This is a genomic window from Aurantimonas marina (assembly GCF_017183135.1).
Taxonomy (GTDB): domain Bacteria; phylum Pseudomonadota; class Alphaproteobacteria; order Rhizobiales; family Rhizobiaceae; genus Aurantimonas; species Aurantimonas marina.
On the sequence record NZ_JADDXW010000012.1, the window covers coordinates 92663 to 106362 of the forward strand.

The window sequence follows — 13700 nt, forward strand, 5'->3', positions numbered from 1 at the left end:
GACTTCACGCCGGCCATGAGGCGTTATCCTCAAGTTTTTAACGGAATATAATGGCTTTCGATACCGCTGACGTGACGCGACCGGAGCGAAACACCCTTCTCGCAAGAGAGCGCATTTCGCTTGATCCAGGTCAAAGCGTGCGGCGCAGCACGGGAGCACCACCGATCTGACGGAAGTCGCCGAAGATCGTCGGCGGACCGACATTCAGACCGGAGGCATCATGGACAGCGCCCGCCGACTTTTTCTAGGACAGATCGCGCGTATCAGCGCCGGCGCGGCATTCGTGCCGTTTGCCAGCGTGGCAGACGCCGCGATCAACGGACAGCCACCGCGGCGCGGCGGCGACCCCGCCAAGCGCTACGCCATGCTCATCGACCTGCGCCGCTGCATCGGCTGTCAGGCCTGCACCGTGTCGTGCCACATCGAGAACGAAGCTCCTTTGGGCAAGTTCCGAACGATCGTCTCGCAATATGAGGTCGAAAGCGTGGAGACGGGCGAGCTTGCGCAGTTCATGCTGCCGCGTCTGTGCAATCATTGCGATAACCCGCCCTGCGTGCCGGTCTGTCCGGTGCAGGCTACCTATCAGCGTGAGGACGGCATCGTCGTGGTCGACAGCGACCGCTGCGTGGGTTGCGCCTACTGTGTCCAGGCTTGTCCATACGACGCACGGTTCATCAACGAGCGGACCCAGACCGCCGACAAGTGCACCTTCTGCGCTCATCGACTGGAGGCGGGATTGCTACCGGCCTGCGTCGAATCCTGCGTGGGGGGCGCGCGGATCATCGGCGACCTGAACAATCCGGACAGCCAGATTTCCAGGATGATCGAGGCACATCGAGACGAGCTGATGGTGCTTCAACCGGAGAAGAACACGCGGCCGCATGTCTTCTATCTCGGCATGGACGAGCGGTTCATCACCCGCCCCCAGGCCGTTCCGGGCCTTTGGGATGTGCGCGGCGAGAACGGGCAGGAGTTGGGTTATGAATTCGCTGAGCATTGAGCTGATCGCCCCGCGCTATGGCATCGCCTGGTATCCTTGGGCCGTACAGTATTTCTTCCTGATCGCGCTTTCCTACGGGGCGCTGTGGCTGGCCGTACCGGGCCTTATCTTCAACCACGAGAAGTGGAAGCCGACGGCGCGGCTGGCGCTGCTGGCGGCGATGTCCACCGCCGTGATCGCGCCCGTCTCGCTTCTGGCCGACCTGCACCAGCCGCTCCGTTTCTGGCATTTCTATGCCTATCCGACGCCGTGGTCCTGGATGTCGCTGGGCAGCCTGTTCCTGCCGGTTTATGTCGGACTGGTTGTGGTCTTAGCCTGGCTGGTCTGGCGCGAGCCGATGAAAGCCTGGGCCAACGCGCCCGGACTGCAGGGTACCGTCGCCCGCATCGCGCCGCTGGGCGACTGGAAAAGCCCGCGCTGGCTGGTGGTGCTAACCGGCGTTGCGGCGATCGTCATGTCACTGACGGTCATGCTTTATACCGGCGCCGAGGTCGCGGTGCTCAAGGGCCGGCCGCTCTGGCACACAGAATACCTGCCGGCGATGTTCCTCCTGACCGGAGTGATCGGCGCGGCGGGTCTGGTGCTGGTCCTCAATCGCTTTTCAGGCCTGCGTTATTTGACGGGAGGCAATCAGATGCTGGCCGTCATCCTCGGTGCGATCGTTCTGGCGGGCCTTGCCGCTGCCGGCTGGTTTGCCCAAGGGCTCATGTCGAACGAAGGGTCGGTCGCCGCCGCACTCGATTCGGTCCGCCAGAGTGCCGAGTGGCGAGCCATCGCCTTCTGGGGCGCGGGCGCGGGCATCCTGCTGTTCCTGAGCGCAGGACTGATGGTGGTGCTGCGGCCCCTGCGCGGCCTTCGCTGGATCGTCGGCCTCCTCGCGCTGCACGTCGCCTGGATGTTCCGCTGGACCGTGTTGATGGATGTGCAGACCGTGGCGCGAAACAGCGCCGGATACAGTGACTACCACTTATCGGCTGGTTCGGAAGGCCTCCTGGGAATCCTTGGCACCTTCGGGCTCTGGTTGGCTGTCGTTCTGCTGGTCAATCTGTTCGTCCCCTGGCGGGCGGCCCTTGGTGGCTCCCGGACGCTGAAGGACCACCAATCTCTCACCCCTTCTCACTCCGAAGGAGCCCCGAGCTATGGATAAGACACGTCGCAGACTGCTTCAGGGCGCCGTTGCCGTCGGTGGCGCGGCCACCTTTGCCGCGGGTTATTCCGAACCTCTGGCGAAAATGGCCCACGGTTTAACCGGCAGCGCCGGCGAAAAGCCCAAGCATCCGATCTTCGGCAATGCGCCCGCACCGGAATATCATGTCGATCTCGATACTGGAGATCTGACCCCGAACCCGGACCAGCGTATGGCCTTCACCGTTTGCTACGGCTGCACGACAAAGTGCGGCGTTCGTGTCCGGATCGACAACAAGACCGGCCAGGTTCTGCGCGTCGCCGGCAACCCATACAATCCACTTTCGGCGGATCAGCACCTGGACCAGTCGTCCCCGGTCAAGGAGGCGTTGCGGTGCGTCAGCGCCTGGCAGGACCAGGGACAGGAAAGCCGCTCGACGGCCTGCGCGCGTGGCAATGCGATGATCGCCCAGATCACCAGCCCGCACCGCGTGACCCACTGCCTGAAACGCACCGGGCCGCGCGGCAGCGGCCAGTGGACGCAAGTCCCCTTCGAACAGGTGATCGAGGAGATCTGCGAGGGCGGCGACCTGTTCGGCGAAGGTCCGGTGGAGGGCCTGCGCGCGATCAACGACTACGATACGCTGATCGACCCGGACAACCCCGAATACGGGCCGAAAACCAACCAGCTTCTGGTGATGGAGGCGACGGATTACGGCCGTTCGGCTCTGCTCAAGCGGTTCGTGTTCAACGCGTTCGGCACCCGCAATTACGGCCATCATGGATCCTATTGCGGGCTGGCGTTCCGAATGGGATCGGGCGCGGTCATGAACGACATGAAGAAGTACGCGCACACGAAGCCGGACTTCGCCAATGCCGCTTTCGGCCTGTTCATTGGCACAGCACCCAGCCAGGCGGGCAACCCGTTCAAGCGGCAGGGACGGCTGATCGCCGAAGCCAGGGCGCGCGGCAATCTGGACTACGTCGTGGTCGATCCGGCGTTGAATGCCTCGGTCACCAAATCGGCCGGAGCGTCATCGAACTGGGTTCCAATCCGCCCCGGCACGGATACCGCATTGGCGATGGCGCTGATCCGCTGGCTGCTGGAGAATGACGGCTATGCCGTCGATTTCCTGGCCCTTCCCTCGGGCGATGCGGCAAAGGCGGCCGGTGAGGTGGGGCACACCAATGCGACCCATCTGGTGATCGTCGAGGAAGGGCATCCGCGTCAGGGATATTTCCTGCGCCGCTCCGACCTTAGACAGGTCGAAGCGGGTGCCGACGATGACGCGGCGATGGTCATGGCCGACGAAGGCCTTGTGTCGTCCGATGCGGCCGGCAAGGCGAATCTTTTCGTGTCGGCTCGGGTCGATTTACCCGATGGCGCGACGGTCGCGGTGAAAAGCAGCCTCGCCCTGTTGCTCGAATCCGCCCAGGAGCGTTCGCTGGCCGACTATGCCGCCGAGTGCGGCATCCCCGAAGCGCGGATCGTCGACATCGCGCAGCGGTTCAAGGCGGCGGGCCGCCGTGCGGTCTCGGACAGTCATGGTGGCATGATGTCGAGCACCGGATTCTACGCCACCTTCGGCGTGCAAATGCTGAATCTGCTGGCCGGGTCGATAAACCACACCGGCGGCTCCGCCCAGGGCGGCGGCAGTTTTAACGGCATGGGCAAGGGTCCGCGCTATGATCTGAAGACCTTCCCCGGCATGCGCAAGCCGAAGGGGCTCTTCCTCTCCCGCTCGGGTTTTCCCTACGAGAAATCGTCCGAATACAAGCGCAAGGCCGCGGCCGGCGAGAACCCCTATCCAGCAACGGCGCCCTGGCGGTCGCTCGCGCCACCGACGCTGACTGAGCACCTGTCCTCCGCGCTCGACGGGTATCCCTATCCCATCAAGGCGCTGATCGGGTGCATGGCCAACCCGATCTACGGTCAGGCCGGGTTGCACACCCTGATCGAGGAGAAGCTCGCCGACCCCAAGAAACTCGGTTTGTACGTAGCAGTGGACGGCTTCATCAACGAGACCAACCTGTATGCCGACTACATCGTGCCGGATTCGGTGATGTACGAGGTCTGGGGGTTTACCGGGGCATGGTCGGGCAACCTGACCAAGATGACCACGGCCTGCTGGCCGGTGGTCGAGCCGCGCCAGCAGAAAACGGAGGGCGGCCAACCGGTGAGCATGGAGACATTCTTCATTGCCACGGCGAAACAGCTGGGGCTGGCCGGTTTCGGCGTCGAGGCGATCCCAGCGGCCGACGGAACCATGCTGCCGCTCGAAACCGCCGAGGATTTCTTCCTACGGGCGGGGGCCAACATCGCCTATCAGGGCGATCGCCTGCCGGACGCGAGCGAGGAGGATGTGGCGCTGAGCGGGCTGGACCTGCTGCTGCCCAAGATCGACGCCGTGCTTCCCGAGGAAGAACGCGGCGCCGTCACCTATCTCTATTCCCGCGGCGGCCGCTTCCAGCCTTACAAGGCCGCGCATGATGGCGAGAACCTGGGCAATCCGTGGAAACGCACGTTGTGCATCTACAATGAAGATGTCGGCACCGCGATCGACAGCCAGACCGGCCAGCGGCACCGGGGCGTACCCCAGTTCCGGCAGGCCGAACTGGCTGACGGGAGCCCCCTGCGCGAGGTCTATAACGAGGACGACTGGCCACTGCTGGCGTTCTCCTACAAGTCGAACCTGATGAACTCTTACGCCATCGGGCTGGAACGGCTGCGGATGATCAAGCCGTACAACCCCATCCTGATACATCGCGACGATGCAGCCCAACGGGGGATCAGCCACGGCGATACCATCCGCATCGAAAGCCCTGGCGGCGCGTTGACCGGTCTCGCGCTGGTCGGCGATGGGGTCATGCGCGGTTGCCTCGGCATCGAGCACAGCTTCGGTCACCGCGAATTGGGCGCCGGCACCCATGTCATCGATGGACAGGAGCGTCCGGGCAACGAGTGGATCGGTGCCGGGGTGAACCTCAACGATCTGGGCTTCGCCGACCCGACGCGCCGCGTCGCCGGCACATGGCTGGAGCCGATCAGCGGCGCCAGCGTGCGCCAGGGCCTGCCGGTGAGGGTTAGCCGGGCGATGGCTTGAGACAGGCTCGCTATCGGCAGCCGATGCCGATGCGCCTTCAGTAATCGCGCCCGGGTCCGAATGGTCGGAGCCGGGCGCGGCAACATATCGAAACTTCACGGCGAAACCGACTGCGGATCGACATTTCATCGAGCCCGCACATGGCAGCCCTGGAATTTGACTTGAAAAATGACCGTTAATTCATCCGGAAATCCCGCCACGCAACGAAACTCGACAGCCGCCGTGGAATTGCTTCGCATCCTCGCGAACGAGCGGCGGCTTATGATCGTCGGCGAGTTGGTCAAGCGGCGGGAGGTGAACGTCAGCGCGCTTGCCCGAACGGTCGGACTATCGCAATCCGCCCTTTCCCAGCACCTGGCCAAGATGCGGGCGGCGGGAGTGGTCACATGTCGACGGGACGGCGCCACCGTCAGGTACAGCCTCGCGAACCCGCAGATCACGGAGTTGCTCATCACACTCCAAAGTCTCTTCGCCAGCCTGTTGGCCGACAGAGACACCAGCGTGGGTTGACCCGCGCTTCCGCGAGGTTTCAGCGGACGTTACACTAACCCGCGGCCCTCGGAGCATCGCACGAAGTATGCGTGGGACTGATCGCCGTGATGTTGCAGTGCCCGGATCGCAGTTGCGCTTCGCCGATGATGAATCAGCCGGGTGTCGCGGCGTTCGGCTCTGTGTCCTCCACGGGGATCTTGGAGGAGCGCCCGCCCCTCAGCGCCACGTAGATCGCCGGGATGACCAGAACGGTCAGCACCGTGGATGACGCAAGCCCGAACAGCAACGAGATCGCCAGCCCCTGAAAAATCGGGTCGGTCAGGATCACGCCCGCGCCGATCATGGCGGCGAGCGCGGTCAAAAGGATCGGCTTGAAGCGGATCGCGCCGGCTTCCAAGAGCGCGTCGGCGAGCGGGCGGTCCGGGTGGCGGGTGTGGCGAATGAAATCGACCAGCAAAATGGAATTGCGCACAATGATGCCGGCGAGCGCGATGAAGCCGATCATCGACGTCGCCGAGAACGGCGCCGCGAACAGCCAGTGGCCGAACATGATCCCGATGAAGGTAAGCGGAATCGGCGTCAGGATGACCAGCGGCAGCTTGAAGGAGCTGAACTGGGCGACGACGAGAATGTAGATGGCGAGAATCGCCACCATGAACGCCGCGCCCATATCCCGGAAGGTCACCCAGGTGACCTCCCATTCACCGTCCCACAGAAGGGTCGGTTGGCTCTCGTCATCCGGCTGGCCGTTGAACGCGATGACCGGCTTGGGCAGGTTGCCCCAGTCGGCCTTTTCGATCGCGTCGGCCACGGCCAGCATGCCGTAAATCGGCGCTTCGAACGTGCCGGCGAGTTCCGCCGTGACCATTTCCGCGGCCCGCCCGTTCCGACGGAACACCGGGAACGACGCCGGCTCCCGCGTGATCGAGACGACGTCGCCGAGTTCCACGATGCCCCGGTCTCCCGGCAAGGCATTGGCGGGGACGGGCGTGGCGAGCGCGCGCTCGTCGAGCCGCTGATCGCCTTTCGCCATCGCGATCGTTATCGGGATCGGCTGACGTCCCTCGCCGCGATGCGAATACCCCACCGTGTTGCCGGAATAGAGCGCGCGAAGCGTGTCGTAGATATCCCCCTGCTCGACCCGGTAATATTCGAGATTGTCCTGATCGATACTGGCGCGGGCGCGCGTGGCCTGGACACCGTAGGAATCATCAATGTCAACGATGAACGGCACCGAGGCAAAGATCTCGCGCACCTTCTGCGCCACGGCCCGGCGCGTCCGCGCATCGGGGCCGTAGATCTCGGCCAGCAGCGTGGCGAGTACCGGCGGGCCGGGCGGCGGCTCCACCACCTTGACGCTCGTACCTTCGGGCAGGTCGAGCCCGTCGAGGCGGCTGCGAATGTCCAGGGCGACGTCGTGGCTGGTCCGGTCGCGCTCGCCCTTGGGAAGAAGGTTCACTTGAACGTCTCCCATCTCCGCCGACGCTCGCAGGTAGTAATGCCGGACAAGGCCGTTGAAGTTGAACGGCGCCGACGTCCCGGCATAGGTCTGGAAGGAGACGACCTCGGGGATCGGGGACATCCGCTCCACCATGGCCTGCAGCGCGCGGTCGGTATCCTCGAGCGTCGAGCCCTCCGGCAGATCGACCACGACCTGGAGGTCGCTCTTGTTGTCGAAGGGCAGAAGCTTGACGGTGACGTCCTTGGTATAAAGCAGCGTCAGCGAGGCCAGCGTCGCCACGCCCACAATGACGAGAAACAGCCAGGACCGCGCCCGCGTCTTCAGGATCGGGCGCGCGACCGCCATGTACGCGCGGCCGAGACGTCCGATCGCGTCGTGACCGCCGTTCGAATCGCCGTGCCCGCCCTTGCCGCCGAGCTTGAGCATCAGCCAGGGCGTCAGCATCACCGCGACGAAGAAGGAAAACAGCATCGCCGCCGAAGCGTTGGCGGGAATCGGGCTCATATAGGGGCCCATCAGCCCGGAGACGAAGAGCATCGGCAGAAGCGCCGCCACCACCGTCAATGTCGCCACGATGGTCGGATTGCCAACCTCGGCCACGGCTTCGATCGCCGCCTGGGCACGGCTGCGATCATCCTTCATGGCCCAATGGCGGGCGATGTTCTCGATCACCACGATCGCATCGTCGACCAGGATGCCGATCGAGAAGATCAGCGCGAAAAGACTGACGCGGTTGAGGGTGTAGCCCATCAGCCATGAGGCGAAGAGCGTCAGCAGGATCGTCGTCGGGATCACGACGGCCACGACCATCGCCTCGCGCCAGCCGATCGCGAAGGCCACCAGCACGACGATCGAAATAGTCGCCAGACCGAGATGAAACAGCAGTTCGTTGGCTTTTTCGTTGGCCGTCTCGCCATAGTTGCGCGTGATCGTCATCTCGACATCCGCCGGGAATATCTGGCCGCGCACCTGTTCCAGGCGATGGACGATTTCTTCCGCGATGACCACGGCGTTGGTTCCCGCCCGTTTGGCGATCGCCAGGGAGACCGCTGGCACGCGCTCCAGATCCTCTCCGCTCCTGCGCACCGCGGTCACCCGCGTCTCGTTCGGGTCCGTGGCGAGCACCACATCGGCGACGTCGCGCACATAGACCGGACGGCCGTCGCGGGCGGTGAGCAGCAGATTGCCGATTTCCGGAAGCGTCTGCAGCGTCTGCCCGGCGACAAGAACCTCTTGTTGACCGCCTCCGCGGATCAATCCTGCCTGGAAGGAGCGGTTGGCTCCCTGAATCTTGCCGGTGAGTTGCTGCAGCGTGATTCCGTAGAGCGACAGCCGCTCGGGATCCGGCTCGATCCTGATCTCTTCGGGCTGCTGTCCGACGATGTAGGTCAGGCCGATATCGGGAAGCTTGGACAGTTCGACCTGGAGTTCGCGCGCAAGCCGTGTCAGGCCGTTGGCCGTCCAGCGTTCGGCAGCCTCGGCTGTCGGCGTCAAGGTAACGACGGCGATGGCGACGTCGTCGATGCCACGCCCGACGATGAGCGGTTCCGGGATGCCGACCGGGATACGGTCGAGATTGGCGAAAACCTTGTCATGAACCCGCAGGATCGCCGAATCCGCGCTGGTGCCGACCTTGAACCGCGCGGTGACAAGGGCACCGTCGTCCTGCGTCTGGGAATAGACGTGCTCGACGCCGTTGATGCTCTTGACGATGGTTTCCAGCGGCTCGGTGACAAGCTTGACTGCATCTTCCGCCTTGAGCCCGTCCGCACGCACACGGATATCGACCATCGGCACCGAGATTTGAGGCTCTTCCTCGCGCGGGAGGGAAACCAGCGCGACCAATCCGAGCGCAAAGGCCGCGAGCAGGAAGAGCGGCGTCAGCGGCGAGTTGATGAAGCTCTTGGTCAGGCGACCGGCGATGCCGAGATTCATGGCAGCACGATCCGGTCGCCCTCGCGCAGGCCGCTCAGGACTTCGATTCTTTCGCTTCCGTCGAGCACGACCCTGTCGCCCAGGATAACGGCCACATCAAGCGGGTCCGGTTCGGCTGCCAGGCGGACATAGTCCACGCCGTGGCGGGTGATCACCGCTTCCGGCGGAATGGTAATGGCATCCCGGCGACCGACGGGAATCCAGACCAAAGTCCGTTCGCCGACAAAGTAATCGCCGAGCCCCTCCACCTCGACATCGGCCTGAACCTTGCCCTCGGTAATTTCCGGATAGACTTGGACCAGGCGGCCTTCGCGCAGTTCCGGCGGATGGCCGTTGGCGGATCGCGACACCATTCGTTGACCGACCTTTACCGTGTCACCCTCGACGATGGCCGCCGCGTGGCGTTCGGGCAGTGACAGCCGGAGGAAATAGCCCCCGCCGGCGACGCGAGCGACCGTCTCGCCGGCCATGATGACCGAGCCCGGCGTCACCGGAATCGTCAGGATCCGACCCGATGCGGGCGCAAGAACCTTGCCTTCGCGCGAGGACTGCTCGATGACCGCACGGTCGGCCTCGGCGGCGGTGATCTGGTTGGTCAGGACATCCACCTGGGATTTGGCCTGATCAACGCGCGACTGTGGCGCGATCCCGCGCTTCAACAACTCCTGGGCACGGCTCAAATCGCTCCTGGCATTGGCCAGTTGCGATTGCAGCGCTCGGATCTGCGCGTCGGCGGCATCAAGCTGAAGCGCGATCTTGTCGTCCACGACAAGCGCAATCTCCTCGCCCTTCTCCACTTGCACGCCTTCGTCGATGGAGATCTGCCGCAGGGTCCCGCCGATGCGGGCCCGGGCGGGCACTACGTCGCGGCTCTCGACCTGACCGAAGACGGCCTTCGTTTCCTCGATCGTCTGCACGCGCACGACGAATTCCGCCGCGCCTGCGGCCGCGACCGACCACGACATTACGGCGGCAAGGATCATGAACCCTCCGGCCCGCAATGATTCCATGAAAGGTCTCCGCATCAAAAGTTCGGGCTGACGGGCCGATCGAACGGCCCGCCTACCCTCAGGAAAAAGCGCAACCCGGCTTCACGCCGAGCTTTCTGAATGCGATGGCGGCGGGGCAGAAGCCGGTGAACGAGGACTGAATCAGATTCAGGCCGACGAAGACCGTCAACAGATGCCAGTACGGAGAAACATACACCCCGAGCGCCACCGACAGCAGGACCATCATTCCCGCGAAGGACAATACCACACGATCGAGCGTCATCTTCGTCTCCTTTGTCAACAGCCGGGCCACGCCCGCACCCTCCGAAATCCGAGGGCTTCCCACTGGGGTTGCATCTAACATTCAAATTCCTTAAATTCAAGATCATGAAAGTAGATGACTTGATTCAGGCCTCGGAAGAAGCGGCGGATCTGATGGGCAGCCTGTCCCATCCGCAACGCTTGCTCGTGCTCTGCGCGCTGGCCGACGGGGAGAAGCCCGTGAGTCAGTTGCGCGAAGAGCTCGCGATCGACCAGGTGCCGATGTCCCAGCAGCTCATGCGGCTGCGGGCCGATGGACTGGTCGAGGCGCGACGCGTCGGGACGACCGTCTACTATAAGATTGCTCGGAGCGAACTCCTGCTGGTCATCGAAGCGTTGCAGAAGGCGTTCTGCCCGGATCCGGCTCTCAAGCCTGGCCGGTCCAGCCGCGCGTGCGGTGAGACTAAGGTAGCCATGGCGGCTGCCGTTAGGTCTCGGCCGCTTCCTCGCCGATCCCGGACGAAGTCCTGATGGCCCACGGAACGTTGGCGCCCCTCCCAGCGGCCACGCTGGACGCCGGCTCGGCTGCCCAACCCCTATCGTCGGGAGTGCGGCTGGGGACGTCGGACGTATCCGGGCAAGAAATCCGCCCGCGCTGACAGTTTCGCGGAACGCTTCACCCCCCCTGAATCTGGAAAGGAAAGGTATTCAATGACGCTCACGCGACATAGCCCATCCCGCGGCAAGGGAAGTCCCGACATCTGGGGCTTCTACGAGGAAGACACCGGCTCCGTTCAATATGTCTGCGCCGACCCGACTACGCGAAAAGCAGCGTTGATCGATGTCGTGCTGAACTTCGACCCGAGCGAGGCGCAGACATCGACCGACGCCGCCGACGAGATTCTCGCCCATGTGCAAAGGGAAGGCCTGGACGTCGAGTGGATTCTCGACACCCATCCGCATGCCGACCACATGATGGCATCGGCCTATCTGAAGGAGAAACTCGGCGCTCCTACCGCGATCGGGGCGAAGGTCAAGGAAATCGCCTCGCTCTGGGAAGGCCTCTACAATTTGCCCGGCGGCTTCGATCCCGAGCGGGACATCGATGTCCTCTGGGACGACGGAGCGAGTTTCAAGATCGGCGAACTGGACGTCCGGGTGATGCTGTCGCCAGGCCATACGCTCGGCTCGATCACCTATGTCGCCGGCGACGCAGCCTTCGTCCATGACACGCTGATGTATCCCGACAAGGGCTCATCGCGCGCCGACTTTCCGGGCGGATCGGCGAAGGAGCTTTGGAACTCGATCCAGACGATCCTGGCACTTCCCGGCGACACGCGCCTGTTCGTCGGCCATGACTACGGGTCGGACGAGCGCGACGGTCCGGCTTGGGAAGCAACGGTCGACGAGCACAAGCGCAAGAACGTCCACGTCAAGGACGGAACGTCGGAGAGCGACTTCGTCGAGACACGCGAGAAGCGGGACCGCACCCTGCCACTGCCCGACCGGATGCTCCACGCGCTGCAGGTGAATTTGCGCGGCGGACGGCTGCCGCCCGCCGAAGGCGACGGGCACCATTATTTCAAGATTCCCGCAAACCGGTTCCAAGGGAGCAATTGATGACCATGGGTATTAAAGACTTCATCGCCGCCGCGATGGCGACGGCAGGCTCGATCTCCCCGCGTGACGCGCACGGCGCCGATGCCGTCATTCTGGATGTGCGCGAGGCCGGAGAACTCGCGCAGACCGGCCGGGTCGCCGGGTCGGTGCATGTCCCGCGCGGATTTCTGGAAGCGCGCGCCGATCCATCGGCGGAGACCGCACATGCCGGATTGACCGAGGCGCTGGACAAGAACCAGCCGGTCTACGTGCTGTGCGCATCGGGTGCCCGCGCCGCCATGGCCGCCAAGACACTCACCGCCATGGGCTACACCGCCAGGAGCATCGAGGGCGGCCTTAAGGGCTGGCGCGAATGCGGCCTGCCGGTCGAGACGTCCTGATTCCCGTCCGACCGTTGTAAAAGAAACCGGAAGCGCGAGCCCAGGTGGCCCGCGCTCCGCTGCCGCCGAAAGCTTGTCCGATGGCCCTCGACCTCACCCAATATCTGCTCGGCGCCTTCTCGGGCTCGCTCGTCGGCTTCACCCTCGGCCTGTTCGGCGGCGGCGGTTCGATTCTGGCGGTGCCGCTGCTGGTTTATCTCGTCGGCGTGCCCGGCGCGCATATGGCGATCGGCACGAGCGCCCTGGCGGTCGCGGTCAATGCCGGTGCCAATCTGGTGAGCCACGCCCGCCACGGCAATGTGAAATGGCGTTGCGCTGCGCTCTACAGCGGCGCCGGCGTCCTCGGCGCTCTCGGCGGGGCGGCCGTTGGCAAGGCCATCGACGGGCGGCAACTGCTGTTTCTTTTCGCCATCCTGATGCTCGTCGTCGGAGTCTTGATGTTCCGCCGCCGCGGCGGTGCGGGCGATGCCTGTGCCGAATGCAATCGCGAGAACGCGCCGAAAGTGCTCGGCTTCGGCGCCGCCACCGGCGCGTTCTCGGGTTTCTTCGGCATCGGTGGCGGCTTTCTGATCGTGCCGGGGCTGATCGCCTCGACCGGCATGCCGATCCTCAACGCGGTCGGCTCCTCCCTCGTCGCCGTCGCCTCCTTCGGCTTGACGACCGCTTTGAGCTACGCCTTTTCCGGTTACGTGCTCTGGACGCTCGCCCTCGTCTTCATCGGTGGCGGGATCGCCGGCGGTCTGGTCGGCGCCACCGCTGCACGCGCGCTCGCGGAGAAGAAGGGCGCGCTGAACACGGCTTTCGCCGGACTGATCTTCGTCGTTGCCCTCTATATGCTCTACAAGAGCGCCACCGCCTGGCTCGGCTAAGCACCGCCCGGCCACGTTGCGGCAGCCTGAACCGGACAAGGAGATCATCCCATGTTCAAATCCGCCAATATCGGCACCAACGATCGCATCCTGCGCATCGTCGTCGGTGTCGCCCTTGCACTCTATGCCGTCTACGGGCTGGCATCTGTTTGGCAGTGGGTGGCTTTCGCCGTTGCGGCGATCCTGATCATCACCGCGCTGGTCCGCTTCTGCCCCGCCTACGCCCTGTTCGGCGCCAGCACCCGCGGTGGTCGGAAGACTGATTGACCACCTGATATCTGGGGCATGATCGCGAGGCGGTTGCGGCCGGCGAACCGGCTTGACCGGAAGAGATCAGGCGATCTTGGCTGGGGGACTTCTGGCGGTGTCTCCGCCTTCGCGCCTGTGGTCGCGAATACTCGGCCCGTCGATCGGGCCAGCCGCCGCTGGCAATCCGTTTTTCGTTTTCGTTGCAAGAAGAGGC

12 protein-coding genes are annotated in these 13700 nt (G+C 64.2%); 9 read left to right on the forward strand and 3 right to left on the reverse strand.

Annotation, left to right across the window (positions count from 1 at the left end):
- Positions 1–220 precede the first annotated feature (220 nt).
- The 4 genes from dsrO to ING15_RS14165 all read left to right on the forward strand — a co-directional run bounded on the left by dsrO (position 221) and on the right by ING15_RS14165 (position 5739).
- Positions 221–1000, forward strand: a complete 780-nt coding sequence (dsrO, locus tag ING15_RS14150; RefSeq protein WP_206455477.1) for a sulfate reduction electron transfer complex DsrMKJOP subunit DsrO — start codon at positions 221–223, stop codon at positions 998–1000.
- Positions 981–2147, forward strand: a complete 1167-nt coding sequence (gene nrfD / locus ING15_RS14155; RefSeq protein ID WP_206455478.1) for an NrfD/PsrC family molybdoenzyme membrane anchor subunit — start codon at positions 981–983, stop codon at positions 2145–2147. The genes dsrO and nrfD overlap by 20 nt, the downstream gene beginning before the upstream one ends.
- Positions 2140–5229 carry a molybdopterin dinucleotide binding domain-containing protein gene (locus tag ING15_RS14160; RefSeq protein WP_206455479.1) on the forward strand — a complete coding sequence of 1030 codons (3090 nt, stop codon included), beginning with the start codon at positions 2140–2142 and terminating at the stop codon, positions 5227–5229. The genes nrfD and ING15_RS14160 overlap by 8 nt, the downstream gene beginning before the upstream one ends.
- Before the next feature lie 168 nt (positions 5230–5397).
- The gene (locus ING15_RS14165) at positions 5398–5739 is read left to right on the forward strand and encodes an ArsR/SmtB family transcription factor (protein ID WP_206455480.1); all 342 of its coding nucleotides are present in this window, start codon (positions 5398–5400) and stop codon (positions 5737–5739) included.
- A gap of 133 nt (positions 5740–5872) precedes the next feature.
- Here the strand turns inward: ING15_RS14165 and ING15_RS14170 are convergent, their stop codons facing one another.
- Genes ING15_RS14170 through ING15_RS14180 form a run of 3 tightly spaced genes read right to left on the reverse strand, consistent with a single transcriptional unit; the run spans position 5873 to position 10390 of the window.
- Positions 5873–9118 (reverse strand): efflux RND transporter permease subunit, encoded by a 3246-nt coding sequence (locus ING15_RS14170; RefSeq protein ID WP_206455481.1) that lies wholly within the window; start codon positions 9116–9118, stop codon positions 5873–5875.
- On the reverse strand, positions 9115–10128 hold the full coding sequence (locus tag ING15_RS14175) for an efflux RND transporter periplasmic adaptor subunit (protein ID WP_206455482.1): 1014 nt from the start codon (positions 10126–10128) through the stop codon (positions 9115–9117). The genes ING15_RS14170 and ING15_RS14175 overlap by 4 nt, the downstream gene beginning before the upstream one ends.
- A gap of 58 nt (positions 10129–10186) precedes the next feature.
- Positions 10187–10390, reverse strand: a complete 204-nt coding sequence (locus ING15_RS14180; protein ID WP_206455483.1) for a YgaP family membrane protein — start codon at positions 10388–10390, stop codon at positions 10187–10189.
- A gap of 104 nt (positions 10391–10494) precedes the next feature.
- Here ING15_RS14180 and ING15_RS14185 point away from each other — a divergent pair, with 104 nt between their 5' ends.
- The 5 genes from ING15_RS14185 (at position 10495) to ING15_RS14205 (ending at position 13504) form a co-directional block, all read left to right on the forward strand.
- The gene (locus ING15_RS14185; RefSeq protein ID WP_206455484.1) at positions 10495–10899 is read left to right on the forward strand and encodes an ArsR/SmtB family transcription factor; all 405 of its coding nucleotides are present in this window, start codon (positions 10495–10497) and stop codon (positions 10897–10899) included.
- A 180-nt stretch (positions 10900–11079) separates the two neighbouring features.
- On the forward strand, positions 11080–11988 hold the full coding sequence (locus ING15_RS14190) for an MBL fold metallo-hydrolase (RefSeq protein ID WP_206455485.1): 909 nt from the start codon (positions 11080–11082) through the stop codon (positions 11986–11988).
- Positions 11988–12368 carry a rhodanese-like domain-containing protein gene (locus ING15_RS14195; RefSeq protein WP_206455486.1) on the forward strand — a complete coding sequence of 127 codons (381 nt, stop codon included), beginning with the start codon at positions 11988–11990 and terminating at the stop codon, positions 12366–12368. Before ING15_RS14190 ends, ING15_RS14195 begins: the two co-directional genes overlap by 1 nt.
- An 80-nt stretch (positions 12369–12448) precedes the next feature.
- Positions 12449–13237, forward strand: coding sequence for a sulfite exporter TauE/SafE family protein (locus ING15_RS14200; protein WP_206455487.1), 789 nt, complete (start codon positions 12449–12451; stop codon positions 13235–13237).
- A gap of 51 nt (positions 13238–13288) precedes the next feature.
- On the forward strand, positions 13289–13504 hold the full coding sequence (locus ING15_RS14205; protein WP_206455488.1) for a YgaP family membrane protein: 216 nt from the start codon (positions 13289–13291) through the stop codon (positions 13502–13504).
- Positions 13505–13700: the final 196 nt, after the last annotated feature.

Excerpts from the sequence above, each read along its gene's own strand:
- dsrO (WP_206455477.1), top strand. The coding sequence starts at position 221 with ATGGACAGCGCCCGCCGACTTTTTCTAGGACAGATCGCGCGTATCAGC.
- nrfD (WP_206455478.1), top strand. The coding sequence starts at position 981 with ATGAATTCGCTGAGCATTGAGCTGATCGCCCCGCGCTATGGCATCGCC.
- ING15_RS14160 (WP_206455479.1), top strand. The coding sequence starts at position 2,140 with ATGGATAAGACACGTCGCAGACTGCTTCAGGGCGCCGTTGCCGTCGGT.
- ING15_RS14165 (WP_206455480.1), top strand. The coding sequence starts at position 5,398 with ATGACCGTTAATTCATCCGGAAATCCCGCCACGCAACGAAACTCGACA.
- ING15_RS14170 (WP_206455481.1), bottom strand. The coding sequence starts at position 9,118 with ATGAATCTCGGCATCGCCGGTCGCCTGACCAAGAGCTTCATCAACTCG.
- ING15_RS14175 (WP_206455482.1), bottom strand. The coding sequence starts at position 10,128 with ATGGAATCATTGCGGGCCGGAGGGTTCATGATCCTTGCCGCCGTAATG.
- ING15_RS14180 (WP_206455483.1), bottom strand. The coding sequence starts at position 10,390 with ATGACGCTCGATCGTGTGGTATTGTCCTTCGCGGGAATGATGGTCCTG.
- ING15_RS14185 (WP_206455484.1), top strand. The coding sequence starts at position 10,495 with ATGAAAGTAGATGACTTGATTCAGGCCTCGGAAGAAGCGGCGGATCTG.
- ING15_RS14190 (WP_206455485.1), top strand. The coding sequence starts at position 11,080 with ATGACGCTCACGCGACATAGCCCATCCCGCGGCAAGGGAAGTCCCGAC.
- ING15_RS14195 (WP_206455486.1), top strand. The coding sequence starts at position 11,988 with ATGACCATGGGTATTAAAGACTTCATCGCCGCCGCGATGGCGACGGCA.
- ING15_RS14200 (WP_206455487.1), top strand. The coding sequence starts at position 12,449 with ATGGCCCTCGACCTCACCCAATATCTGCTCGGCGCCTTCTCGGGCTCG.
- ING15_RS14205 (WP_206455488.1), top strand. The coding sequence starts at position 13,289 with ATGTTCAAATCCGCCAATATCGGCACCAACGATCGCATCCTGCGCATC.